General features: G+C 59.8%; 23 protein-coding genes. 15 read left to right on the top strand and 8 right to left on the bottom strand.

Features of this window, described 5'->3' with window-relative positions; translation table 11 throughout:
* Positions 1 to 102 precede the first annotated feature (102 nt).
* The 3 genes from ftsX to ftsY are packed head-to-tail and all read right to left on the bottom strand — an operon-like array spanning position 103 to position 3,289.
* Entirely contained in the window at positions 103 to 1,125 is a 1,023-nt protein-coding gene (gene ftsX, locus ACRC4F_RS08530; RefSeq protein ID WP_438658905.1) for a permease-like cell division protein FtsX, read from the bottom strand.
* Positions 1,122 to 1,793 (bottom strand): cell division ATP-binding protein FtsE, encoded by a 672-nt coding sequence (gene ftsE, locus ACRC4F_RS08525; RefSeq protein WP_010466809.1) that lies wholly within the window; start codon positions 1,791 to 1,793, stop codon positions 1,122 to 1,124. Before ftsE ends, ftsX begins: the two co-directional genes overlap by 4 nt.
* Entirely contained in the window at positions 1,790 to 3,289 is a 1,500-nt protein-coding gene (ftsY, locus tag ACRC4F_RS08520) for a signal recognition particle-docking protein FtsY (RefSeq protein ID WP_438658904.1), read from the bottom strand. The genes ftsE and ftsY overlap by 4 nt, the downstream gene beginning before the upstream one ends.
* Before the next feature lie 344 nt (positions 3,290 to 3,633).
* Between ftsY and ACRC4F_RS08515 the strand changes: the two genes are divergently transcribed.
* From ACRC4F_RS08515 to ACRC4F_RS08495, 5 genes are read left to right on the top strand one after another with little or no spacing between them, the layout of a single operon-like run.
* Entirely contained in the window at positions 3,634 to 4,989 is a 1,356-nt protein-coding gene (locus ACRC4F_RS08515) for a M16 family metallopeptidase (RefSeq protein ID WP_438658903.1), read from the top strand.
* Complete coding sequence (locus ACRC4F_RS08510; RefSeq protein WP_438658902.1) at positions 4,982 to 6,472, top strand: M16 family metallopeptidase; 1,491 nt, start codon at positions 4,982 to 4,984, stop codon at positions 6,470 to 6,472. The genes ACRC4F_RS08515 and ACRC4F_RS08510 overlap by 8 nt, the downstream gene beginning before the upstream one ends.
* A complete protein-coding gene (gene rsmD, locus ACRC4F_RS08505) occupies positions 6,472 to 7,083 on the top strand; it encodes a 16S rRNA (guanine(966)-N(2))-methyltransferase RsmD (protein ID WP_109635619.1) in 612 nt (203 codons plus the stop codon). Before ACRC4F_RS08510 ends, rsmD begins: the two co-directional genes overlap by 1 nt.
* A 55-nt stretch (positions 7,084 to 7,138) precedes the next feature.
* Positions 7,139 to 8,137 (top strand): hydrolase, encoded by a 999-nt coding sequence (locus ACRC4F_RS08500; protein ID WP_438658901.1) that lies wholly within the window; start codon positions 7,139 to 7,141, stop codon positions 8,135 to 8,137.
* A 3-nt stretch (positions 8,138 to 8,140) separates the two neighbouring features.
* Positions 8,141 to 8,980 (top strand): AraC family ligand binding domain-containing protein, encoded by an 840-nt coding sequence (locus tag ACRC4F_RS08495; RefSeq protein ID WP_438658900.1) that lies wholly within the window; start codon positions 8,141 to 8,143, stop codon positions 8,978 to 8,980.
* 109 nt (positions 8,981 to 9,089) lie between these two features.
* Here the strand turns inward: ACRC4F_RS08495 and ACRC4F_RS08490 are convergent, their stop codons facing one another.
* Both ACRC4F_RS08490 and ACRC4F_RS08485 read right to left on the bottom strand, forming a co-directional pair.
* Positions 9,090 to 9,944: a sulfurtransferase gene (locus ACRC4F_RS08490; protein ID WP_438658899.1), complete on the bottom strand. Its 855-nt coding sequence runs from the start codon at positions 9,942 to 9,944 to the stop codon at positions 9,090 to 9,092.
* 33 nt (positions 9,945 to 9,977) lie between these two features.
* Positions 9,978 to 10,649 carry a TetR/AcrR family transcriptional regulator gene (locus ACRC4F_RS08485; RefSeq protein ID WP_438658898.1) on the bottom strand — a complete coding sequence of 224 codons (672 nt, stop codon included), beginning with the start codon at positions 10,647 to 10,649 and terminating at the stop codon, positions 9,978 to 9,980.
* 148 nt (positions 10,650 to 10,797) lie between these two features.
* Between ACRC4F_RS08485 and ACRC4F_RS08480 the strand changes: the two genes are divergently transcribed.
* The 5 genes from ACRC4F_RS08480 (at position 10,798) to ACRC4F_RS08460 (ending at position 15,493) form a co-directional block, all read left to right on the top strand.
* Positions 10,798 to 12,228: a coniferyl aldehyde dehydrogenase gene (locus tag ACRC4F_RS08480; protein ID WP_438658897.1), complete on the top strand. Its 1,431-nt coding sequence runs from the start codon at positions 10,798 to 10,800 to the stop codon at positions 12,226 to 12,228.
* 27 nt (positions 12,229 to 12,255) lie between these two features.
* On the top strand, positions 12,256 to 12,801 hold the full coding sequence (locus ACRC4F_RS08475; protein WP_438658896.1) for a twin-arginine translocation pathway signal protein: 546 nt from the start codon (positions 12,256 to 12,258) through the stop codon (positions 12,799 to 12,801).
* A 78-nt stretch (positions 12,802 to 12,879) separates the two neighbouring features.
* Positions 12,880 to 14,475: a GMC family oxidoreductase N-terminal domain-containing protein gene (locus tag ACRC4F_RS08470; protein WP_438658895.1), complete on the top strand. Its 1,596-nt coding sequence runs from the start codon at positions 12,880 to 12,882 to the stop codon at positions 14,473 to 14,475.
* A 115-nt stretch (positions 14,476 to 14,590) separates the two neighbouring features.
* Positions 14,591 to 15,070: a pantetheine-phosphate adenylyltransferase gene (gene coaD, locus ACRC4F_RS08465; protein WP_007945531.1), complete on the top strand. Its 480-nt coding sequence runs from the start codon at positions 14,591 to 14,593 to the stop codon at positions 15,068 to 15,070.
* A 171-nt stretch (positions 15,071 to 15,241) separates the two neighbouring features.
* Positions 15,242 to 15,493 carry a YfhL family 4Fe-4S dicluster ferredoxin gene (locus tag ACRC4F_RS08460; protein ID WP_048722619.1) on the top strand — a complete coding sequence of 84 codons (252 nt, stop codon included), beginning with the start codon at positions 15,242 to 15,244 and terminating at the stop codon, positions 15,491 to 15,493.
* A 131-nt stretch (positions 15,494 to 15,624) separates the two neighbouring features.
* Here the strand turns inward: ACRC4F_RS08460 and ACRC4F_RS08455 are convergent, their stop codons facing one another.
* Genes ACRC4F_RS08455 through ACRC4F_RS08445 form a run of 3 tightly spaced genes read right to left on the bottom strand, consistent with a single transcriptional unit; the run spans position 15,625 to position 17,676 of the window.
* Positions 15,625 to 15,948: a multidrug transporter gene (locus ACRC4F_RS08455; RefSeq protein WP_438658894.1), complete on the bottom strand. Its 324-nt coding sequence runs from the start codon at positions 15,946 to 15,948 to the stop codon at positions 15,625 to 15,627.
* A gap of 54 nt (positions 15,949 to 16,002) precedes the next feature.
* A complete protein-coding gene (gene mutM / locus ACRC4F_RS08450) occupies positions 16,003 to 16,815 on the bottom strand; it encodes a bifunctional DNA-formamidopyrimidine glycosylase/DNA-(apurinic or apyrimidinic site) lyase (RefSeq protein WP_010466788.1) in 813 nt (270 codons plus the stop codon).
* Positions 16,816 to 16,860: 45 nt separating this feature from the next.
* Entirely contained in the window at positions 16,861 to 17,676 is an 816-nt protein-coding gene (locus tag ACRC4F_RS08445) for an HDOD domain-containing protein (RefSeq protein ID WP_438659016.1), read from the bottom strand.
* A gap of 314 nt (positions 17,677 to 17,990) precedes the next feature.
* On the opposite strand from ACRC4F_RS08445, the gene ACRC4F_RS08440 reads away from it, so the two are divergent.
* The 5 genes from ACRC4F_RS08440 to ilvD all read left to right on the top strand — a co-directional run bounded on the left by ACRC4F_RS08440 (position 17,991) and on the right by ilvD (position 24,967).
* On the top strand, positions 17,991 to 19,187 hold the full coding sequence (locus ACRC4F_RS08440; RefSeq protein WP_071490392.1) for a class I SAM-dependent rRNA methyltransferase: 1,197 nt from the start codon (positions 17,991 to 17,993) through the stop codon (positions 19,185 to 19,187).
* Positions 19,188 to 19,612: 425 nt separating this feature from the next.
* On the top strand, positions 19,613 to 20,692 hold the full coding sequence (locus ACRC4F_RS08435) for a SagB family peptide dehydrogenase (RefSeq protein ID WP_438658893.1): 1,080 nt from the start codon (positions 19,613 to 19,615) through the stop codon (positions 20,690 to 20,692).
* Positions 20,689 to 21,666 (top strand): diiron oxygenase, encoded by a 978-nt coding sequence (locus tag ACRC4F_RS08430; RefSeq protein WP_438658892.1) that lies wholly within the window; start codon positions 20,689 to 20,691, stop codon positions 21,664 to 21,666. The genes ACRC4F_RS08435 and ACRC4F_RS08430 overlap by 4 nt, the downstream gene beginning before the upstream one ends.
* Positions 21,659 to 22,867, top strand: a complete 1,209-nt coding sequence (locus tag ACRC4F_RS08425) for a Bcr/CflA family efflux MFS transporter (protein WP_438658891.1) — start codon at positions 21,659 to 21,661, stop codon at positions 22,865 to 22,867. The genes ACRC4F_RS08430 and ACRC4F_RS08425 overlap by 8 nt, the downstream gene beginning before the upstream one ends.
* 258 nt (positions 22,868 to 23,125) lie before the next feature.
* Complete coding sequence (ilvD, locus tag ACRC4F_RS08420; protein WP_154979505.1) at positions 23,126 to 24,967, top strand: dihydroxy-acid dehydratase; 1,842 nt, start codon at positions 23,126 to 23,128, stop codon at positions 24,965 to 24,967.
* Positions 24,968 to 25,131 lie beyond the last annotated feature (164 nt).

The following is a 25,131-nucleotide window of genomic DNA, read 5'->3' as shown; positions in this document are numbered from 1 at the left end:
TCCGACTTACATAACTCGTGCAGTTCAGCACTGCGAAAATTGACCGGAAACCGAAAGACAAGTTCCCATAAACGCTGAAAGGTCAATACGAGCAAAATGATACTACTTAGGCGCAAGCTCCCTCAGGTGGCGTGCGACTGCAATCCATGCACCGATATACCCCAACAGCACCGCGCCAAGCAAGAGAGACAGACCGTCGGCCACTGGCACTCCGGCCAGCGCAAAATCACTGCCGTACAAACCGGCCAGCCCGACTACCGCGTCGTTCAGCCAATCAAGGCCGAACGCCAATACGCCCCAGGAAAGTATCCCCGCACCGAAGCCATACAACGCGCCCATATACAGAAAGGGTCTGCGCACATAGCTGTCCGTGCCGCCGACGAGTTTAATCACTTCTATCTCTGTGCGGCGGTTTTCAATATGAAGACGAATGGTATTGCCTATCACCAAAAGTAATGCAGAAACCAGAAGCACAGTCAGACCGAAGACAAATCGGTCACCCAGCTTGAGGATCGCTGCCAGACGCTCGACCCAGACTAGATCAAGTTGCGCCTGTTGTACCTTCGGCAACTCGGAAAGTTTTTGTCGTAATGCTTCAAGCGCGGGCTTGTCGACCTCGTTCGGGGTTACCAGAACCACGCCAGGCAGCGGGTTTTCCGGCAGTTCCTTGAGCGCCTCACCCAGGCCGGACTGCTGCTGGAACTCTTCCAGCGCCTGATCGCGACCAACATATTCCGCCTCCGCTACGCCGGGCATGCCTTTGATCTGCTCGCGCAACGCCTCGCCTTCAGCAGGGCTGGCCTCAAGTTGCAGATAGAGGGAAATCTGCGCCGCTCGCTGCCAGGAACCGCCCAGACGCTCGACGTTACTTAGCAAAAGTGACAGGCCCATCGGCAAGCTCAGGGCCACCGCCATCACCATGCAGGTGAAAAAGCTGCCGATCGGGTGTTTACCCAATCGACGCAGGCTATCGAGCAGGCTGGCGCGGTGGCTTTCTATCCAGGCGCGAAACAGCGTGGCGAAGTCCGGGCCGTCGTCATCGTCGCGTTTTTTCTTCTGCGGCTGCGGATCGGCGGCTTTCGGCGCCACACGCTCGGAAACCTTGGGGCTGCGTGTCGCACTCATACGCCGGCCTCCCCGTCGCCGATCAGTCGCCCGCGTTGCAGCGTCAGCATGCGATGACGCATACGGGCGATCAGCGCCAGGTCGTGACTGGCAATGAGCACGCTGGTGCCCAGACGGTTGATGTCTTCGAACACGCCCATGATCTCGGCCGCCAGGCGCGGGTCGAGGTTACCGGTCGGCTCATCCGCCAGCAGCAAGGCCGGGCGGTGGACGATGGCGCGGGCGATGCCGACGCGCTGTTGCTGACCGGTGGACAGGTCGCCGGGGTACAGATCGGTTTTATCCGACAGCGCCACGCGCTCAAGCGCCGAATCCACGCGCTTGACGATCTCGGCCTTTGACAAACCAAGGATCTGCAACGGCAGCGCGACGTTGTTGAACACCGTGCGATCGAACAGCAACTGGTGATTCTGGAACACCACACCGATCTGCCGGCGCAGGTAAGGAATCTGCGCGTTGCTGATGGTGGCGAGGTCCTGGCCGGCCAGCAGCAATTTGCCGGTGGTTGGACGCTCCATCGCCAGCAGCAACCGCAACAAGGTGCTTTTACCGGCGCCGGAATGGCCGGTCACAAACAAGAATTCGCCCCGACGGACTCGAAAGCTCAGCTCATGCAAGCCGACGTGACCGTTCGGGTAGCGTTTACCGACCTGTTCGAAACGAATCATGAACGCTCCCGCTCGGCAAACAATGCCTGGACAAAGGGTTCTGCTTCAAAAGTACGCAAATCATCGATGCCTTCACCGACGCCGATGTAGCGAATCGGCAAACCAAATTGCTTGGCCAGGGCGAAAATCACCCCGCCCTTGGCGGTGCCGTCGAGCTTGGTCAGCGCCAGGCCGGTCAGTTCGACGGTCTGGTTGAATTGCTTGGCCTGGTTGATGGCGTTCTGGCCAGTACCGGCGTCGAGCACCAACAGCACTTCATGCGGGGCGTCGGCGTCGAGTTTGCTAATGACCCGGCGAACCTTCTTCAACTCTTCCATCAAATTGTCTTTGGTGTGCAGGCGACCGGCGGTGTCGGCGATCAGCACATCAATGCCACGAGCCTTGGCGGCTTGCACGGCATCGAAGATAACCGAAGCCGAGTCGGCGCCGGTGTGCTGGGCGATGACCGGGATCTTGTTGCGCTCGCCCCACACCTGCAATTGCTCGACAGCCGCGGCACGGAAGGTGTCGCCAGCCGCGAGCATGACTTTCTTGCCTTCGAGCTGCAGCTTCTTCGCCAGTTTGCCAATGGTGGTGGTCTTGCCGGCGCCGTTGACGCCAACCACCAGAATCACGAAGGGCTTGTTCTGCGAGGTGATTTTCAGCGGCTGCTCGACAGGCTTGAGCATCGCGGCGAGTTCAGCTTGCAGGGATTTGTACAGTGCGTCGGCATCGGCCAGCTCTTTGCGCGCAACCTTTTGGGTCAGGCGCTGGATGATCACCGAAGTCGCCTCGACGCCCACATCGGCGGTCAGCAGACGGGTTTCGATGTCTTCGAGCAGCTCGTCATCGATGATTTTCTTGCCGAGGAACAGGCTGGCCATGCCTTCGCCGATGCTGGCGCTGGTCTTGGACAAGCCTTGTTTGAGGCGGGCGAAGAAACCGGCTTTGGTTTCTTCGGTGCGCGGCGGCTCGGCCGGCACTTCAACGGGAACGACGGGCGCAGCGACTACAGGTACGACTACGGGAGCAGGCGCAGGCGCTTCCACCACAGGCGCGACGAAAGCAGGAATCACCGGTTCCGGAACTACCGGCTCAGGCTCGGCCACGACGACCGGCGTCACAACCGGTTCAACCACTGGCGCTTGAACGGGCTCGGGAGCAAAAGCAGTCGGGGCAGGAATCGGCGGCGTCACATGCGGCGCCAGCTCATCTTCGACCAGGGCCACCGGCTCTTCCGCCACCGGCAACGTCAGCCACGGCTCTGGAGCGGGTGCCAGCGGCTGCTCGGCAATGACTTCGGGCGCAGCCTCAGCCGCCGGTTGCAGCACCGGCTCGGCAATCGGCAGGACAATCGGCGTCGGCTCTTCTTCTATTACCGGCGCAGGTGTTGGCTCAGGAAGTGGTTGTGGCTGTTCGACGACGGTTTCCTGCGGCTTCTTGCGCAGCCATCCGAACAGGCCTTTCTTCTCGCCAGCCGCAGCTGGGGTCTTCTTGTCGTCGTTGGAACCAAACATGGAGGACGGCTATCTCACGGTAGCGACGCGCCTAAGGGCGCCCCGGCAAATAAATATTCGATGCAGAACAGACTGCAATTGACCCAGCTTGTTCGCGCGCAACATTTTGTCGAGGTGCAAACAGCACCTCAAAGGTTGACTAATACGAAGGACTGGAACGGCATCGTCGGCGAAAACGCAGAGTTTAGCTGACAAACTCAAAGCTTCCGCAGGTAACCCATGCAACCTTCCGGCCGATCAAAGGCCTGATAGGCGTGGCCGCCAGTAAAACGGACCAGTATCCTAGCACCCTCTCGCCCGCTGACGCTAAGAACAAGCGGGCAGCCCCAAAGGTTTAAAAACGAATGAATGCTTTAGCCCGCCGCGCTGCAGGCCTGCTGCTCAGCACAGTTTGTCTGCCCCTCTCGGCCCTGGCTGCCGATCCACAACCCACCCACGAATTCACTCTGGATAACGGCTTGAAGGTCGTTGTGCGCGAAGACCATCGTGCGCCGGTGGTGGTTTCCCAGGTCTGGTACAAGGTCGGCTCCAGCTACGAGACGCCAGGTCAGACCGGTTTGTCCCACGCCCTGGAACACATGATGTTCAAGGGCAGCGAGAAAGTCGGCCCCGGCGAAGCGTCGCTGATCCTGCGCGACCTCGGTGCCGAAGAGAACGCGTTCACCAGCGATGACTTCACGGCCTATTACCAGGTGCTGGCCCGCGACCGCCTTGGCGTGGCTTTCGAGCTGGAAGCCGACCGCATGGCCAGCCTGCGCCTGCCGGCTGACGAGTTCGCCCGGGAAATCGAAGTCATTAAGGAAGAACGTCGTCTGCGCACCGACGACAAGCCAATGTCCAAGGCCTACGAACGCTTCAAGGCCATGGCCTTCCCCGCCAGCGGTTACCACACGCCGACCATCGGCTGGATGGCTGACCTGGATCGCATGAAGGTTGAAGAGCTGCGCCACTGGTACCAATCCTGGTACGTGCCGAACAACGCCACGCTGGTGGTGGTCGGCGACGTGACCCCGGACGAAGTCAAAACCCTGGCCCAGCGTTATTTCGGCCCGATCGCCAAACGTGATGTGCCACCGGCGAAAATCCCGCTGGAACTGGCCGAGCCCGGCGAACGCCAGATCACCCTGCACGTGCAGACCCAATTGCCGAGCCTGATGCTGGGCTTCAACGTGCCGAGCATCGCCACCGCCGAAGACAAACGTTCGGTCAACGCCTTGCGCCTGATCTCGGCCCTGCTCGACGGCGGCTACAGTGGTCGCATCCCGACGCAACTGGAACGCGGCGAAGAGCTGGTGTCCGGTGGTTCGTCGAGTTATGACGCCTACACCCGCGGCGACAGCCTGTTCACCTTGTCGGCCACACCGAACATCCAGAAAAAGAAAACCATGGCCCAGACTGAAGCGGGCCTGTGGAAACTGCTCGAACAGCTGAAAACCACCGCGCCGTCCGCCGAAGAACTGGAACGCGTCCGCGCCCAGGTAATCGCCGGCCTGGTCTACGAGCGTGATTCGATCACCAGTCAGGCCACCTCCATCGGCCAACTGGAAACCGTCGGCCTGTCTTGGAAGCTGATGGACACCGAACTCGCCGACCTCGAAAGCGTGACCCCGGAAGATATCCAGAAAGCCGCCAAGCTGTATTTCACCCGCGAACGTCTCAGCGTCGCCCATGTACTGCCACTGGAGACGACTCATGAGTGAGCGTAAAAAATCCCGTCTGGCCCTGATTGGCCTGATCGCAGCCGTACTGATCGGTTCGGCTGCGTTTTATCTGTCGAAAAGCGCTGACACCAAGGCCAGCGAAGCCCTCGACAAGGCCAAGGCCAGCCAGAAGCTGCAATCACTGACTGAACTCGACGGCAAGGCGCCGAGCCACCGCTCGCTCGACGTACAGACCTGGAACACCGCCGAAGGCGCCAAGGTGATGTTCGTCGAAGCCCGCGAGCTGCCGATGTTCGACCTGCGCCTGATCTTCGCCGCCGGCAGCAGCCAGGACGGCAACGCGCCCGGTCTCGCCCTGCTGACCAACGCGATGCTCAACGAAGGTGTAGCCGGCAAGGATGTCGGCGCCATCGCTCAAGGCTTCGAAGGCCTGGGCGCAGACTTCGGCAACGGCGCGTTCAAGGACATGGCACTGGCCTCCCTGCGCAGCCTCAGCGCCGCAGACAAGCGCGAGCCCGCGCTGAAGCTGTTCGCTGAAGTCGTCGGCAAGCCGACCTTCCCTGCCGACTCCTTTGCGCGCATCAAGAATCAGATGCTCGCCGGTTTTGAGTACCAGAAGCAGAACCCCGGCAAGCTGGCGAGTCTGGAACTGATGGACCGCTTGTACGGTGATCACCCTTACGCACATTCCAGCGACGGTACGGCGAAAACCGTTCCGGCGATTACCGTGGCACAACTCAAGGCGTTCCACGAGAAAGCCTACGCGGGCGGCAACGTGGTGATTGCGCTGGTGGGCGACTTGTCCCGCGCCGAAGCGGAGGCGATTGCCGCGCAAGTCTCCAGCGCGCTGCCGAAAGGCCCGGCCTTGCCGAAAATCCCGCAACCGGTTGAGCCGAAGGCGAGCATCGGCCACATCGAGTTCCCGTCCAAGCAAACCAACCTGATGCTCTCACAACTGGGCATCGACCGTGACGATCCAGACTACGCTGCGCTGTCCCTGGGCAACCAGATCCTCGGCGGTGGTGGTTTCGGCACTCGCTTGATGAGCGAAGTGCGCGAGAAGCGTGGCCTGGCGTACGGCGTCTATTCGGGCTTCACCCCGATGCAGGCGCGCGGCCCGTTCATGATCAACCTGCAAACCCGTGCCGAGATGAGCGAAGGCACGCTGAAACTGGTGCAAGACGTCCTCGCCGACTACCTTAAAACCGGCCCGACCCAGAAAGAGCTCGACGACGCCAAGCGTGAACTGGCCGGCAGCTTCCCGCTGTCCACGGCGAGCAACGCCGATATCGTCGGCCAGCTCGGCGCGATGGGCTTCTACAACTTGCCGCTGAGTTATCTGGATGACTTCATGCGTGAGTCCCAGAGCCTGACCGTCGAGCAGGTAAAAGCCGCACTCAACAAACACCTGAGCACGGATAAAATGGTCATCGTCAGCGCTGGCCCGACCGTGCCGCAAAAGCCGTTACCGGCCCCAACTGATAAACCTGCCGAGCAGCCGCTCGGGGTTCCGGAGCATTAATGGCCACTCGTCCTAAAAAACCCGTTCACAACGTCCACAACGGCGTGAACCAACTGCGCATCATCGGCGGCGAATGGGGCAGCCGGAAACTCAGCTTCCCGGACGCCCCGGGCCTGCGCCCAACGCCGGATCGGGTGCGTGAAACCCTGTTCAACTGGCTCGCGCCGTATGTGGCCGGGGCCAAAGTGTTTGATCCGTTCGCCGGCAGCGGCGCGCTGTTCCTCGAGGCCTTGTCCCGTGGCGCGGCCATGGGTCAGGCGCTGGACGCCAGCAACATCGCGGTCGCCAGCATCAAGGAACACCTGGGCACGCTGCGCTGCACCACCGGCCAGATTCAGACCGCCGACGCCCTGCGCTACCTGGAAACCCAGACAGCGACCGCTTACGACCTGGTGTTCCTCGACCCGCCTTTCAACCAGGACCTGTTGCCGACCGTTTGCACCTTGCTAGAAGAGCGTCAGTGGCTGGCGAATGAGGCGTGGATCTACACTGAAAGCGAGAATGCGCCATCGAGCCTTGGCTTGCCAGGCAACTGGCGCCTGCACCGGGAGCAGAAATCCGGGCGGGTGTATTACGCGTTGTGGCAACGTATGGCAGAGATCGCCGGTTAATCGACCGGCCTGAAAAGGTGCGCACAGGTTGCGCACCGCTGCATCGAGAGTAATCGTGTCCTTTCCGTCAGAACGCTTCACCCCCGCCTTCGGCCTCGGCAATTCGCACCTGCAAACCTTGTGGGGACCGCTGTGGCGCAAAACCACGCACATCGAACGCCAGCGCGAACGCTTGTGGCTTGAGGATGGCGACTTTCTCGACATGGACTGGCACGGCCCGCACACCGCCGATGCGCCGCTGGTGCTGGTGTTGCACGGGCTGACCGGTTCTTCGAATTCGCCTTACGTGGCCGGGGTGCAGAAAGCGCTCGGTGCCCAGGGTTGGGCCAGTGTCGCGTTGAACTGGCGCGGCTGCTCGGGCGAGCCGAATCTGTTGGCGCGCAGCTACCATTCCGGCGCCAGTGAAGACCTCGCCGAAGCCATCAAACACCTGCGGGCCAAGCGCCCTCTCGCACCGCTGTATGCGGTCGGCTATTCCCTGGGCGGCAATGTCTTGCTCAAGCATTTGGGCGAAACCGGCAGTGACAGCGGCGTGTCAGGTGCGGTGGCGGTGTCGGTGCCCTTCCGTCTCGATCATTGCGCCGATCGAATCGGCCAGGGTTTCTCCAAGGTGTATCAGGCGCATTTCATGCGCGAGATGGTCGCCTACATCAAGAACAAGCAGCGTCAGTTTCAGCATGACGGACGCGAGGATGGACTGGCGGCATTGGCGGCACTGGGCTCGCTGGAGAACATGCGCACCTTCTGGGATTTCGATGGCCGGGTCACGGCGCCGCTCAATGGTTTCGTCAATGCCGAGGATTATTATCGCCGCGCTTCGAGCCGGTATTTCCTTGGAGAGATTCGTACGCCGACCCTGATCATTCAGGCGGCCGACGATCCTTTTGTGTTCCCCCATAGCCTGCCGCAGGCGTCGGAATTGTCCGCCTCCACTCAATTCGAGCTGCAAGCCAAAGGCGGGCATGTCGGTTTTGTCGATGGCACGTTCCGGCAACCGGGTTATTACCTGGAACGCCGCATTCCGCAGTGGCTGAGCGCCGTGGGTCGTAAGTAAGCCATGGACGCAGACCAGGGCGAGTCGATCCGTTTCTGGCAAACGGCACCGTTGGCTGGCATCGAGTTATTGTCCGCGCGCTACATCGAACACCGCTTCGCGCCCCATGTGCATGACGGTTACGTGATCGGCATGATCATGGCCGGCGCCCAGCGTTATCGCTACCGCGGCGCCGAACACCTGGCCGGCAGCGGCACGCTGGTGTTGATCAATCCGGATGAACTGCACACTGGCCATAAAGGCACGGAGGACGGCTGGTTGTACCGGGCGTTTTACCCTGACAGCGGGCGGATTCTCTCGCTGCTGGATGAACTGGAGCTGCCAACCACCAACCTGCCGGGGTTTGACGCGACGCTGTATCGCGATCCGGATCTGGTGAAGGGTTTTTGCCAACTGCATCGCTTGCTGGAAAGTCCGTCGACGGCCCTGCAACAGCAAACCGTCTGGCGCGAGATGATGCTCTTGCTGCTGCAGCGTCATGCGGCCGTGCCGATTGCCGGTAAACCCGGCAAGGAACACCGGGCGGTAACGCTGGCCAAGGATTTGCTGCAAGCACAATTGGCAGCGCCGCCTTCGCTGGAAGAGCTGGCGGCAGCGGTCAACCTGTCACCGTTCCACTTCGCCCGGGTCTTTCGCCGCGCCACGGGCATGCCGCCCCACACCTGGTTGATGCAGCAACGCATCGCGCAGGCAAGAGCACTGTTACAGAACGGTTGTTTGCCGCTGGAGGTTGCGATGCAGCTGGGATTTGCCGACCAGAGCCACCTGAGTCGGCAGTTCAAGCAGGTTTATGGGGTGGGGCCGGGGGCGTATCGCAGTGCCCGGCATTCACTCAGCCAGTGAGTTTTAATGTGGGAGCGAGCCTGCTCGCGATTGCGATTTAACATTCAACATCTTTGCTGACTGATCCATCGCTATCGCGAGCAGGCTCGCTCCCACATTTGGATTGGGGCTAATCCCCGATGGCGATGCCGTGCGCGGGATCGTTGATCCACTCGCTCCACGAGCCGGCATACAACGACCCCAACGGATAACCCGCGAGGCACAGGGCGAACAGGTTATGGCAAGCCGTCACGCCAGAACCGCAGTACGCCACCAGATCGGTAGGTGCACGATCACCGAGTTTCGCGGCAAATCGCTGCTTGAGCTGCTCGGCCGGCAGGAAACGCCCGTCACTGCCCAGGTTTTCGGTGAACGCCGCACATTGCGCGCCAGGAATGTGCCCGGCAACCGGATCGATCGGTTCCACTTCGCCCTTGAAGCGCGGCAATGCACGGGCATCCAGCAAGGTTAGCGCCGGTTGGCCAAGACGTTGTTGCAGCGCTTCAGCACTCAGGATCAGCGTGTCGTCCGGCGTCCCGGTGAAGGTGCCGCGCTTGATGTCGCACCTGTCCAGACTCAGTGGCAATCCGGCCGCGTGCCAGGCCTTGAGGCCGCCATCGAGAATGAACACGCCATCACGCTTGCCCAGCCAGGCCAGCAACCACCAGGCCCGCGCCGCGTAGGCACCGGGACTGTCATCGTACAAAACCACTTCGCTGTCGGCATTGATGCCCCACGCTTGCAGACGCTCGATCAAGTCTTCAGGTTCAGGCAACGGATGGCGCCCGGTCACCCCTTTAACGACTGTCCCGCTCAAATCACGCTCAAGATCGGCAAAGCTCGACCCGGCGATATGCCCTTCGGCATAGCTGCGCTGACCGTAGTCCGGGTCTTCGAGGGCAAAACGACAATCCAGAATCACCAGCCCCGGTTGCTCCTTTTTCAGGTCCAACGCTTGCGGGCTGATCAGTTGCGCAATGGGCATAACGGGCTCCTGTGATTAAGTCGGTCTTGAATCCTACTGCACTTCTTCCAGCGCCTGGGCCAGTGGCACGTAAAACTCTTCGCACAGCGCGTTGACCGCGTCGCGGGACTGTTCCGTGACGAAACCGGCCTCAAGCACCAGCACCTGATACACCCCGCGCTTGATCGCCTGCTCGCTCAGGTGATTGGAGTTTTCCCGCGTGGTGCACAGAAAACGCACCCAGGACGTCAGGATAATCCAGGCATTGAGCGTCAGGGATTCGATCTGCACCCTGTCCATTTGCAGGATGCCGGCGTCGACGAAGGCGGCGTAGATGTGGGTGCCATGGATCAGGCAGCGCTGGGAGAAACGCCGATAACGGGCGGCCAGTTCGGGATCGCTGTCGAGCAAATGCTCAAGATCACGATGCAAAAACCGGTAGCGCCACATCGCCGCCAGCAGTTCCTGAAGGTAGAAGCGCTTGTCTTCCACCGTGGACGCGCGGCCCTGGGGCGGGCGCAGGAAACTGTCCACAAGGCTTTCGTACTCACTGAACAGCACGGCGATGATCGCCTGCTTGTTTGGGAAGTGGTAGTACAGGTTGCCCGGAGAAATCTCCATGTGGGCAGCAATGTGGTTGGTACTGATGCTGCGCTCGCCCTGCTGATTAAACAGCTCCAGGCTGTTCTGCACGATGCGCTCGCTGGTTTTGATCCGTGGGGCCATGGCTTGAGCTTTAATTCAGAAGGCGTTGGCGGGCATCTTACGACCTATCGGCGAACGGATAAAACCATGCTGTACTCAGGATGTCATTTGACTTTCTAGAGCATAGACTCTAGAAAGTGCCTCATTACAACAAAAAACGGAGCCGATCATGACCGCCGACATCGCCTACTTGCAGAACCTGCAACAGCCTCTGGAAGAGCTCCAGGCCCTGTTCGATGCGCAGCGTACGGCGTATGCAGCCAACCCGATGCCGCCGGCCGCCCAGCGCCAGCAATGGCTCAAGGCCCTGCGGGATCTGCTGAGCAATGAACGCCAGGCCTTGATCGACGCGATCAGCCAGGATTTCAGCCACCGCAGTGCCGATGAAACCCTGCTCGCCGAATTGATGCCCAGCCTGCATGGGATTCATTACGCCAGTCAGCACCTCAAAGGCTGGATGAAACCTTCGCGACGCAAGGTCGGCATTGCGTTTCAGCCGGCGTCGGCGAAAGTGGTTTACCAACCGCTGGGTGTGGTCGGCGTAATCGTGCCGTGGAACTACCCGCTGTATCTGGCCATCGGTCCGTTGGTGGGTGCGCTGTCGGCGGGCAATCGGGTGATGCTCAAACTCAGTGAGTCGACCCCCGCCACCGGTTTGCTGCTCAAGGAGTTGCTGGGCCGGATTTTCCCGCGAGACCTGGTCTGCGTGGTGCTGGGCGAAGCCGATATCGGCGTTGCGTTCTCCCGACTGCGTTTCGATCACCTGCTGTTCACCGGCGCCACCAGCATCGGCAAGCACGTGATGCGCGCGGCGGCCGAGAACCTGACGCCGGTGACCTTGGAGCTGGGCGGCAAATCCCCGGCCATCGTGTCCCTCGACGTGCCGCTCAAGGATGCCGCCGAACGCATCGCTTTCGGCAAGACGCTCAATGCCGGGCAAACCTGCGTGGCCCCGGACTACGTGCTGGTGCCGGAAGACCGTGTCGGCGGTTTCGTCGAGGCTTATCGTCAGGCAGTTCGCGGGTTTTATCCGACATTGGCCGACAACCCGGACTACACCGCCATCATCAATGACCGGCAACTGGCGCGGCTCAACGGTTATGTCAGTGACGCCACCAGCAAGGGCGCGCTGCTGATTCCGTTGTTCGATCAGGGTCAGGGCCGACGCATGAGTCATAGCGTGCTGCTCAACGTCAGTGACGACATGACCGTGATGCAGGACGAAATCTTCGGCCCGCTGTTGCCGATTGTTCCGTACCGAGATCTTGATGAGGCGTTTGCCTACATCAATCAACGACCTCGCCCGCTGGCGCTGTATTACTTCGGCTACGACAAGCGCGAACAAAATCGCGTCCTCCACGAAACCCATTCCGGCGGCGTCTGCCTCAACGACACCTTGTTGCACGTGGCGCAGGACGATATGCCGTTCGGCGGCATCGGCGCCTCCGGCATGGGCCATTATCACGGCCACGAAGGCTTCCTGACCTTCAGCAAAGCCAAAGGCGTGCTGATCAAACAACGCTTCAACGCGGCGAAGCTGATTTACCCGCCGTACGGGAAATCCATTCAGAAACTGATCCAGAAGCTTTTTATCCGCTAACGATCACACCGTCGGGTAATAACAATAATGAGCCCAAGTCTGTCCGCTACACCCGCGCTGTCACGGCGCGACCTGCTCAAATTCAGCCTCGGCGCGAGTGCTTTCCTGGCCACGGCCGGATTGGGTGCGAGCCTCAGCGGCTGCTCATCGAGCATCCCGTCCAGTGGTTTTGCGATTCTGCGCAGCGGCGACCTGCTGTTTCTGCGGGCGTTGATCCCGGTGATGCTCGAGGGTGCCGTGGCTGTCGAGAAGATGCCGACCGCAGTGGATGAAACCCTGCACTGCCTGGATAACGGCCTGAATCACCTGTCGCCGGAAATGCTCAAACTCACTCAGCAATTGTTCGACGTGCTGGGGATGGCGGTGACCCGCGGGCCGCTGACCGGGATCTGGGGCAGCTGGGAAAACGCCAGTGCCGATGAGATCAGGCACTTTCTTGATCGCTGGGAAAACAGTTCGTTGAGCCTGTTGCGGATGGGACATAGCTCGTTGCTGCAACTGGTGATGATGGCGTGGTACAGCCGCGCGGAATCGTGGGTGCATTGCGGGTATCCCGGGCCGCCTACAGTCTGAGACCGAGTCGACCCTATCGCGAGCAGGCTCGCTCCCACACTGACCGTGCTCACCCAAAAATAAGAAGAGAACCCGAAGATGCCCGTACCCGACCCGTTCCGCGAAGGCATGGCCCGAGGCTGGAAAACCTACAACGGCTCGCAACTGACCCAGGACCTGACCCTCGAAGCGGACGTGGCGATCATCGGCAGCGGCGCAGGCGGCGGGACCACCGCCGAAATCCTCAGCGCCGCCGGCTACAAGGTGCTGCTGATCGAAGAAGGTCCGCTCAAGACCAGCAGCGACTTCAAGATGCTCGAAGACCAGGCCTACACCAGCCTCTATCAGGAAGGCATCGGTCGCATGAGCAAGGACGGCGCGATCACCATCCTCCAGGGCCGCGCGGTGGGCGGCACCACGCTGATCAACTGGACGTCCAGTTTTCGCACTCCCGACCCGACGCTCGAACATTGGGCCAAAGAACACAACGTCAAAGGCCACAGCCCGGCCGAGATGGCGCCGTGGTTCGAGAAAATGGAACAGCGCCTGGGCGTTGCGCCGTGGATGGTGCCACCCAACGCCAACAATGACGTGATCCGCAAAGGCTGCGAGAAACTGGGCTACAGCTGGCATGTGATTCCGCGCAACGTGCGCGGTTGTTGGAACCTTGGCTATTGCGGCATGGGCTGCCCGACCAACGCCAAGCAATCGATGATGGTCACGACCATTCCCGCGACCCTGGAAAAGGGTGGCGAGCTGCTTTATCTGGCCCGCGCCGAAAAGCTCTCGATCAAGGACGGCAAGGTCACCGGCCTGCAATGCGTGGCGATGGACGACCGTTGCGTCGCGCCGACGGGCAAGGCGATTACGGTCAAGGCGCGGCATTACGTGCTGGCGGGCGGCGGGATCAACAGCCCGGCGTTGCTCCTGCGCTCGGAGGCGCCCGATCCGCACAATCGGCTAGGCAAACGCACGTTCCTGCACTTGGTAAACATGTCCGCCGGGCTGTTCGACGAGGTGATCAACCCGTTCTACGGTGCACCACAGTCGATCTACTCCGACCATTTCCAGTGGCAGGACGGCACCACTGGCAAGATGTCCTACAAACTCGAAGTCCCGCCGCTGCACCCGGCGCTGGCCAGCACCTTGCTCGGTGGTTTCGGCAGGGAAAACGCCGGGCACATGGAAAATCTGCCCCACACCCACGCGATGCTGGCGTTGTTGCGCGACGGTTTCCATCCGGACAGCCCCGGCGGTAGCGTCGAATTACGCGGTGACGACACGCCAGTGCTCGACTATCAGGTTTCTTCTTATGCCTGGGACGGCTTGCGTCGAGCCTTCCATAGCATGGCCGAGATCCAGTTCGCCGGTGGCGCCAAGGCAGTGATGCCGATGCACGCTGACGCGCGTTATGTGAAAACCCTGGCCGAAGCGCGCACATTGATCGACGGTTTGAGCCTTGAGTTGTACCGCACTCGCCTGGGCAGTGCTCATGTGATGGGCGGTTGCGCCATGGGTGAAGACCCGAAAAACGCCGTGACCGACAGCCTTGGCCGGCATCACCAAATCAGCAATCTGTCGATCCACGATGGCTCGCTATTCCCCACCAGCATTGGCGCAAATCCGCAATTGTCGGTGTACGGGTTGACGGCGCAACTGGCGACTTCCCTCGCCGAACGTTTGAAAAACCCATGAAAAGAGAGAATATTCCTATCGTCTATAGTGCTTTCTTACCCAACAGGCGACTTGGCCGACCGGGAAGGCTGCGATACCATCCGACTCCCCAACGGACTCCCGCCAGGACGACGCGATGAACCGAGTGTTGTACCCAGGTACCTTCGACCCTATTACCAAGGGCCATGGCGACTTGGTCGAACGCGCCGCGCGCCTGTTCGATCATGTGATCATTGCCGTCGCTGCCAGCCCGAAGAAAAACCCGTTGTTTCCCCTGGAACAACGAGTGGAGCTGGCCCGCGAGGTCACTAAACATTTGCCGAACGTGGAAGTCGTCGGCTTCTCGACGCTGCTCGCGCACTTCGCCAAAGAGAAGAACGCCAATGTGTTCCTGCGTGGCTTGCGCGCGGTGTCGGACTTCGAATACGAATTCCAGCTGGCCAACATGAACCGCCAACTGGCGCCGGATGTGGAAAGTCTGTTTCTCACACCGTCCGAGCGTTATTCGTTCATTTCCTCGACGCTGGTCCGTGAAATTGCAGCGTTGGGCGGCGATATCACCAAATTCGTCCACCCTGCTGTGGCGGATGCCCTCACCGAACGCTTCAAGAAATAAACTGTAGGAGCCAGCCTGCTGGCGATGGGCGTTAACGCTGACGAGAGCTGCCTGAATGAACGTGGCGCTCTCCCGTCCATCGCCAGCAAGCTGGCTCCTGCAGCGCCAATGCGGCACAATTGCGCGCATTGGTTTATTGCGCCCGGGCCTTCCGCCCTGGCTGGAGTTAGCATGTCCCTGATCATCACCGACGATTGCATCAACTGCGACGTCTGCGAACCCGAGTGCCCGAACGCCGCCATTTCCCAGGGCGAAGAGATCTATGTGATCGACCCGAACCTGTGCACACAGTGTGTCGGCCACTACGACGAACCTCAGTGCCAGCAGGTTTGCCCGGTGGATTGCATTCCGCTGGATGAAGCGCATCCGGAGACTGAAGAACAGTTGATGGCTAAGTATCGGGTCATTACCGGCAAGGCTTGATTCAGGCATTTTTGTAGCGTCTGTGCCGGCCCCATCGCGAGCAGGCTCGCTCCCACAGTTGATCGCGGTCTAATGTGGGAGCGAGCCTGCTCGCGATGAGGCCATCAGCTACACCGAAGATGTAACTGACTTCACTCCCGCTGCTCAAACCCCTCCCCGATACACCCCAGGCACCGCACAAACGCCGCTTTAGCCGGATCAACCACCAGCGCCTGCCCCGCATCGCCAATGCCGCCACCCAGGGCAGTAAACGGTAACGACACCACAAACGCCCCGGCACCGATCACCGTCGCCACAACCAGTAAGGGTCGGGCGATCAGCAAGTCGCCGAGCATGGCGTAGGCCGGAGGATTCTGGATGGTGTAGCGCGGGTCACCGCTGCCGTTGTTTGCCGCCAGTGCTGGCACACCGACGCTCAGCAACAGCGCAACAACAAGGGTTCGAAACGAATTCATGGCACGGTCCTTCGGCTAGGCAGTCAGAACACTGACTATAGACCGTAGGACGTCTCAGCTCTGGCAGCGTGGGCAAAAGACGCTGGCGCGCTGCCCCAGTTTCACTTCCCGCAGCTCGGTGCCACAGACTTTGCAGGGCTCACTGCCACGGCCATACACAAACAATTCCTGCTGGAAATACCCTGGCTGACCGTCACCGCCGATAAAGTCTCGCAGCGTAGTACCGCCACGCTCGATGGCGGCGGCCAAAATGCGTTTGATCTCGATCGCCAGCTTTAAATAGCGCGCTCGGGAAATGCTCTTGGCCTCACGACGCGGGTCGATGCCGGCGGCGAACAAGGCTTCGGTCGCGTAGATATTGCCGACGCCGACGACTACCGCGTTATCCATGATGAACGGCTTGACCGCCATGGATCGTCCCCGGGATTGCTGGAACAAACGGTCGCCATCAAACAGGTCGGTCAACGGCTCCGGCCCCAGGCGAATCAGCAATTCGTGGTTAAGCGGGTCAAGGCTCCAGAGCATCGCCCCAAACCGGCGCGGATCGGTATAACGCAGGGCCAGGCCGGATTCGAGTTCGATGTCCACATGCTCATGCTTGGCCGCCGGCATACCGACTTCCACCAGACGCAAATTGCCTGACATGCCCAGATGGCTGATCAGCGTGCCCACTTCGGCATTGATCAACAGGTACTTGGCACGTCGTTCCACCAGCACGATGCGCTGGCCGGAAAGCCGCACATCAAGGTCTTCAGGAATCGGCCAGCGCAAGCGGCGGTCACGCACGATCACCCGGCTGACGCGCTGGCCTTCCAAGTGCGGCGCAATCCCGCGACGAGTGGTTTCGACTTCTGGCAGTTCAGGCATGGTGTTCTCGAATCAGGGCTCTCGAATAAATGAAGCAGCCGACACTCAGCGGTGAGCGCCGAGGTCGCGAATCGTCTGCTTGAGGGTTTCGAAGTCATAGTCCGAGAGGCCGACATAATCGAGCACCAGATGCCCGATGCTGTCCCATTCGTGGTCTTCGGTCTGATTACCCAACACCCGGTAAGACGCACAAATATGCTCGGCCATTTTCAGGATCGCCAGCAGGTTCTTGAGCTGAGCGTTGCGCGAAGACTCGTCGCTGAAAATCGCCAGGGCGTTGTGGTGATTGGCGATCGCGGCGGTCACATGCTCCGGCAGGCGCCAGGACTTGGCCGTGTAATAACCGACCACCGCGTGGTTGGTGTTGAACACCCGGTTCTCGGTGTCGACCACCCGGCACTCGGCACTGGCGTTGGCGTAGGCTTCTTCCAGGACCGTCATGTAATTGGGGAAGCGCTGCAACATCAGCGGCACGCCGCAGTCGTGGAACAGCCCCAGCGCGTACGCTTCATCGCCGGCCTGGGCACCGATGCGCTTGGCCAGGGTCAGGCAGGTCATCGCCACGTCCTGAGCCGTATCCCAGAACCGGTTCAGGGTGACGATGGTGTCGTCATTCATCTCGCCCTTGATCGACTGCGCATTGATCAGGTTGATGATCGAACGGCTGCCCAGCAGGTTCACCGCACGCTGGATCGAGGCGATCTTGTTGCTCAAGCCGTAATACGGCGAGTTGACGATCTTCAGCAAGGCGCCAGAGAGCCCGGGGTCCTGGGAGATCAGCTTCGCGATCACTTCCAGGTCCGGGTCGGGCATGTACTGCTCCATCTGCAAATCCACCATGATTTGCGGCTGAGCAGGCACGCTGATGCCTTGCAGGGACTGTTGAATCTGTTCGGAAGTCAGCTCTTGGGACATAAGTACACACTCTGGGCCAGGTGGCGATTCTAACCTTTATAAAGTTGGATCCGACAGGTCGGCCGATACATCGGTGAAAGTTTCATTATCGGCGGAGCATTGGAAATTGCCTTCGCGAGCAGGCTCGCTCCCACATTTGAAATGCAGTCCCCTGTGGGAGCGAGCCTGCTCGCGATGGGGCCATCAGCGTTTCATCGCCCGCCAAGCCCGCCACACCCATCAACACGCTATACTCCCGCTCTTTTTTCCGGAGCGACGTCATGTCCCTGCCTAGCCTGCGCCTCAAAGCCAACGCCGACCGTCGCCTGCGAAACGGCCACTTGTGGGTCTACAGCAACGAAATCGATGTAGCCGCCACCCCGTTGCATGGCTTCCAGGCCGGTGACCAGGCAATCCTCGAAGCCGCCGGTGGCAAGACGCTCGGCATCGTCGCCATGAGCCCGAACAACCTGATCTGCGCCCGTCTGCTGTCGCGCGACATCAAGTTGCCGCTGGACAAGTCGCTGCTGGTCCATCGCCTGAACGTTGCGCTGTCCCTGCGCGATCGCCTGTTTGACAAGCCGTTCTATCGCCTGGTCTACGGAGACTCCGACCTGCTGCCAGGCCTGGTAGTCGACCGTTTCGGCGACATTCTGGTGGTGCAGATCGCTTCGGCGACCATGGAAGCGCATAAAGAAGACGTGATCGCGGCGCTGACCCAAGTGCTCAAGCCAAGCGGCATCCTGTTCAAGAATGATTCCGCTGCCCGTGATGCCGAAGGCCTCAACCGCTACGTCGAAACCGTGTTCGGCCTGGTGCCGGAGTGGGTTGCACTGGAAGAGAACGGCGTGAAATTCGAAGCGCCGGTCATCCAGGGCCAGAAAACCGGCTGGTTCTACGACCACCGCATGAACCGCGCGCGCCTGGCTCCTTATGCAAAAGGCAAACGCGTGCTGGATCTGTACAGCTACATCGGTGGCTGGGGTGTGCAAGCAGCCGCGTTCGGTGCCAGTGAAGTGTTCTGCGTCGACGCATCCGCCTTCGCCCTCGACGGCGTCGAGCGCAACGCTGCGTTGAACGGTGTCGCCGAGAAAATGACCTGCATCGAAGGCGACGTGTTCGAAGCCCTCAAAGAACTGAAAGCCAGCGAAGAACGCTTCGACGTGATCGTTGCCGATCCACCCGCCTTCATCAAACGCAAGAAAGACATGAAGAACGGTGAAGGCGCCTACCGTCGCCTGAACGAGCAAGCCATGCGCCTGCTCAGCAAGGACGGCATCCTGGTCAGCGCGTCATGCTCGATGCACCTGCCGGAAGACGATCTGCAGAACATTCTGCTGACCAGCGCCCGCCACCTGGACCGCAACATCCAGATGCTCGAGCGCGGCGGTCAGGGCCCGGATCACCCGGTTCACCCGGCCATTGCCGAAACCCGCTACATCAAAAGCATCACCTGCCGGTTGCTGCCAAACAGCTGATGACACCGGTTTAACGGGGAGCCAGACGGCTCCCCGTTCTAACATTCAGCCTTCGACTCCTTAAACTTCCTACACTTGCGACCCTACGAGCTTGCAGGACATTTCTCTGTGGTTTTTATTTTAAAGAATACAACTTACAAAATTTGTACATCCCAAAGATAGCTCTGACAAAATTACTGGAAGTTTCCTACCCAATATCGCCTTGATAAGCGCCGATTACTCTCTATGATTAAGCGTGTCACAACGAAGTGACACTTACTTTCAATTACAAGGAGTTCCAAAATGAAAGCAATTACTCTGGAAGCTAACAGCATCGCTAACCTGGCTTTTCTGGTTGCCCCTAAAGCCCGCTAAGTAAATGAGGCGCTGGGGAGTGCCGGCTACCCAGCGTTTTCCTTGGCATTGCCCAGAGCGAACCGCCCATCATGCAGATCAGCCCTCATTTATTCATACTTCCTCGTACGCCCGGTCAAATAGTCTGGGATTACAAGAATCACAAACAGTTTGAACTGAACCTTAAATACTCTACCCGGCTGGCAGAACTTATCGACAACCCCGAAAAGTTCAACAACCACAATACCATTGACACTCAGCTACTCGACGCCGGAATACTGACAACATCATCAGCAGACATTATTGAATGGGGCTGGGACGAACTATCGAAGATATACCATATCGGCACCAAGAACATTCCTTGCGAACATATCCCGCAAGACATTAATGAATGGTCAAAACAATACCTTGATCATTGCACCGACGTGCTGACCACGCCCTCGCCGAAAGCCAGGCGTTCGGAACGCCCTGGAGGCGAACTGATTGCCTTGCCAAAACCGTCCTGCCTGCCTCAAGGCTCCCTGGCAAACGCCTTGGTCAATCGGAAAACCTGCCGCACCTTCACGGGTGAAGCCGTTTCCCTCGAAGCGGTAAGTACATTGCTCTACCTGTCCCTCGGTTATCTTCATGAGCGCGAAAACGACGTCGACGAAAGCATTGTCGAGGGCCTCGGCGCCCGGCGAAGCAGCCCGTCCGGTGGCGGGCTGAATGCCTGCGAAGGCTTTCTGCTGGTGCAAAACGTCAGCGGCTTGCAACCGGGGCTCTACGCCTACCACCCCGCCGGGCACGCGTTGAGTTTCGTCAATCCCTTGCCTCGCCAGCCTTTGGGGCAACTGATGTGTGGGCAACACTTCATCAATGACCTGCCCACAGGCCTGTTCATCACCAGTCGATTCGACAAGCTGTGGTGGAAATATGAACACTCGAGGGCCTACCGAATGGCCTATGTCGAAGCCGGCCATATTTCCCAGACCTTTCAACTGGCGGCGACTTCGCTCGGTTTGAATACCTGGCTGACCGGTGCCTTGACGGATGATCAGGTCGAATCGCTGCTGGGACTTGAGGACAGCGCCGAGCAACCATTGTTTTTTGTCGGCTGCGGCCAGAGCGACGGGCAAGTGATGTGCAAGGAGTTGAAAGCGCTGCTGAGCAATCGGGGACAGGAACAATGACCGAGCCCCTCATCGACCCCGCGTCGTTCCCCGCCTCTTGGCCCAATCGCTTCACCCTTGGTGACTGGAATACCCGAGCGTCGGTGCGCATCAGCGAACACGCCTATCAACTGCCTTCGGATCTGCAACAGCAACTGGAAACCCGCCACTGGTTCCCGCCGGCCTTTCTGCCTTACCTGAGTCACCCGGTGATCAAAGCAGCAGGCAGAGGCATCGTTCATCGCCTGTGCGCCAATCATCTGGTGTATTTCCTCGACTACACCACTCTGCTCGAACACCGCATCGTCAACCGCTCCGTGGAAACCATCGTCCACAACGAACTGGGAGTTTCCATCCCCCAACGGATGAAAACGGCCGCGCTGCAGCTCTACACCGATGAGGGTTTTCACGCGCTGTTCTCCAATAGCCTCGCCGAGCAGATTGCCGATGTTTACGGGATAACCGATCGCCCGGTCATGCCCCAACGGATGGCCCGGCTGAACGCCCTGCTCGACCGCACACCGGACAGGCACAAAGCTCTGGCGTGGTTTCTCGTCGGCTTCGTCTCGGAAACGATTATCGCCAAGGAACTGCTCGACGTTTGCCGCGACACGCTGGTGAGCAGCGTTCAGGAAATGCTCAGGGACCACCTTGCCGATGAAGCGCGACACAGTCGCTACTTTTGCGAAGTGTTCCATTTTCTGTGGCTGCAGCTGAGCTGCGGCCAACGCACATTCACCGCCAGGATGCTCCTGGAAATCTTGCAGGCTTTCTTTGAAGTCGATGAGCGCTGGCTTGGTGAAAGTCTGCTCAGTGCCGGCTTAAGTGAAACGCCTGTCGCGCAAATTCTTTGTGATCTGACCGGCCCGCAAGCACAGCGGCTGCGCGCCCGCTCGGGTGCTGGTGCCACGCTCGACGCAATGAAAAAGGCCGGGTTCTTCGATCTGCCCGCCAATCGGCAACTCTTCTACAGGGCAGGACTACTCGATGAATAACGGGGAACAGGTACGCCGGGGCGAAAAGCATCGTGCAATGGTTATTCTGTTGATGACCATGACACTGCTTGGGGTCTTTCCGCTGGATGTGGTGCTCCCGTCCTTTCCAGACCTTTCCGACCACTTTCGAACCTCACCGTCCGACATCGCCCTTTCCGTCAGCATGTTCGCCATTGGCCTGGCGTTCTCCGTAGTGTTAGTCGGTCCTTTGTCAGACTTGTGGGGACGCAAGAAGCTGCTGCTCGCCGGTATCGCGATCGCTGTAGCCGGTGCCACGGGATGCGTCGCGTCCAGCGAATACAGCTGGTTTTTGTTCTTCCGCGTAATTCAGGCCGTGGGTTGCGGATCCTTCGTTCTGTCACAGGCACTGGTTCAGGATCTGTTCGTCGGCAAGGAACAGGAGCGAATCAGAATCTGGATGGTCACCGGCGGCGGGGTGTTCATTTCAATTTCGCCCCTGCTGGGGACGTGGTTGCAGTTGCACTCAGGATGGCAGGGCAGTTTTTATGTGTTTATCGCCCTGGCCGTCATTGTCTGGGTCAAAGCCTTTTTCCTGCTCAAAGAAAAGCGGCACCTACATACCACGCCACACCACGGTTTTTTCAGTGCTTATTGGCGGTTGTGTTCGGATCTACGCTTCATGGGTTACTGGTTGATTTCAGCCTTGGCGTTCGCCTGCCATTTCTCGTTCATCGTCACTTCACCGATCATTTTCATGGAACGGCTGGCACTTTCACCGTACGAGTTTGCCTGGGCGTTATTACTGTATGGCGTGGCCTATGTGTTTGGAGGAGTTGTCGCCAGCGCCCTGCATCGGCGCCTGCAGGCCAACACACAGATAATCATTGGCCTGGGGCTGATCGCTTTGTCAGGGCTGGTCATGCTGTGGTTGGCGGAACAGTTCGGACTTTCGGCGGCAGCGGTGCTGATACCCATGCTGATTTGTACCGCAGGCACCACCATTGCCAGGCCCATCGCCAACTCCAAAGCCATGAGTCTCTACCCACAGAATGCCGGAACCTCTACCTCGGTGGGTGGCGTGCTGATTTTCATGTGCGGTGGCGTGATCAGCGTAGTGATCAATCTCGCGTCTGAAGACCTGACCACGGCGCTTGCCCTGTGTTTTCTGACCTTGAGTGCCACGGGGCTTGGCTTGAATGTACTGATTACACGACGGCATCTGGCGCTGAACCCGGGATGAAAACCGCCAGTCGTCATCCCGCACGTTGTATCGGCGCTGGATCAACGCTTCCCGGCATTCCCTCCTGACGCCAGCCGTGTAGAATCGCGACATTCATCGCCAGTCATCCCCCGGCGGGTTTATGAGCTCAAGCTGAAGCGCGCGGCGATCCCGCAAAGTTATCGGCAACTTCCGGACACACGGCCATTTCTGGGTGTTCCAGACGTCAATAGAAGCTCACTTCCCTTTTGATACCTGATTAGCCGCCCGGAGTGCTTCATGCCTGATTACCGCTCGAAAACATCCACCCATGGCCGCAACATGGCCGGCGCCCGCGCACTGTGGCGCGCCACGGGGATGAAAGATGACGACTTCAAAAAGCCGATCATCGCCATTTCCAACTCCTTCACCCAGTTTGTACCGGGCCACGTCCACCTCAAGGACCTGGGCCAACTGGTCGCCCGCGAAATCGAACGCGCCGGCGGTGTCGCCAAGGAATTCAACACCATCGCTGTGGATGACGGCATCGCCATGGGTCACGACGGCATGCTGTATTCGCTGCCGAGCCGCGAGATCATCGCCGACTCCGTCGAGTACATGGTCAACGCCCACTGCGCCGACGCCATCGTTTGCATCTCCAACTGCGACAAGATCACCCCAGGCATGCTGATGGCTGCCCTGCGACTGAACATCCCGGTGATCTTCGTTTCCGGTGGCCCGATGGAAGCCGGCAAGACCAAACTGGCCAGCCACGGTCTCGACCTCGTCGACGCGATGGTGATCGCCGCCGACTCCAGCGCTTCTGACGAGAAAGTCGCTGAGTACGAGCGCAGCGCCTGCCCGACCTGCGGTTCGTGCTCCGGCATGTTCACCGCCAACTCGATGAACTGCCTGGTTGAAGCCCTGGGCCTGGCCTTGCCGGGCAACGGTTCGACGCTCGCGACGCACAGCGACCGCGAGCAGCTGTTCCTGCAGGCCGGCCGCACCATCGTCGAGCTGTGCAAGCGCTACTACCACGACAACGACGAATCGGTACTGCCGCGCAACATCGCCAACTTCAAGGCGTTTGAAAACGCCATGACCCTGGACATCGCCATGGGCGGTTCCACCAACACCATCCTGCACTTGCTGGCCGCCGCCCAGGAAGCCGAGATCGATTTCGATTTGCGCGACATCGACCGTCTCTCGCGCCATGTGCCGCAACTGTGCAAAGTCGCGCCGAACATCCAGAAGTACCACATGGAAGACGTGCACCGTGCCGGCGGGATCTTCAGCATCCTCGGCTCGCTGGCCCGTGGCGGCCTGCTGCACACCGACCTGCCGACCGTGCACAGCAAGACACTGGCCGAAGGCATCGCCAAGTGGGACATCACCCAGACCGACGACGAAGCCGTGCATCACTTCTTCAAGGCCGGCCCTGCTGGCATTCCGACGCAGACCGCGTTCAGCCAGTCGACCCGCTGGGAAACCCTGGACGACGACCGTGAGAACGGCTGCATCCGCAGTGTCGAGCACGCTTACTCGAAAGAAGGCGGCCTGGCCGTTCTCTACGGCAACATCGCGCTGGACGGCTGCGTAGTGAAAACCGCCGGCGTAGACGAATCGATCCACGTGTTCGAAGGCAACGCGAAGATCTTCGAAAGCCAGGACAGCGCCGTACGCGGCATCCTCGCGGACGAAGTGAAGGCCGGCGACATCGTGATCATCCGTTACGAAGGCCCGAAAGGCGGCCCGGGCATGCAGGAAATGCTCTACCCGACGTCGTACCTGAAATCCAAAGGCCTGGGTAAAGCCTGCGCCCTGCTCACCGACGGTCGTTTCTCCGGCGGTACTTCGGGCCTGTCCATCGGTCATGCTTCGCCAGAAGCGGCTGCTGGCGGCGCAATCGGTCTGGTGCAGGATGGCGACAAGGTGCTGATCGACATTCCGAACCGCTCGATCAACCTGTTGATCAGCGACGAAGAAATGGCCGGGCGCCGTGCCGAGCAGGATCAGAAAGGCTGGAAGCCTGTGGAAAAACGTCCTCGCAAAGTCACTACCGCGCTGAAAGCCTACGCCCTGCTGGCGACCAGCGCCGACAAGGGTGCTGTGCGTAACAAGGCGATGCTTGACGGGCTGTAAGCGTCAATCGCAGAAACAAAAATGCCCCGCCAAGTGTGGGGCATTTTTTTGCCGGTCGTTTCATCTGCGTTGTACACAGATACCTGTAGGAGCCGGCTTGCTGGCGATAGCGGACTTCCAGCCGAAACGTCACTGACTGGCACACCGCTATCGCCAGCAAGCCG

The organism is Pseudomonas sp. (assembly GCF_051660785.1).
Lineage (GTDB): Bacteria > Pseudomonadota > Gammaproteobacteria > Pseudomonadales > Pseudomonadaceae > Aquipseudomonas.
Note: the sequence above shows the minus strand (reverse complement) of the source record. Positions and strands in the feature narration are given on the sequence as shown.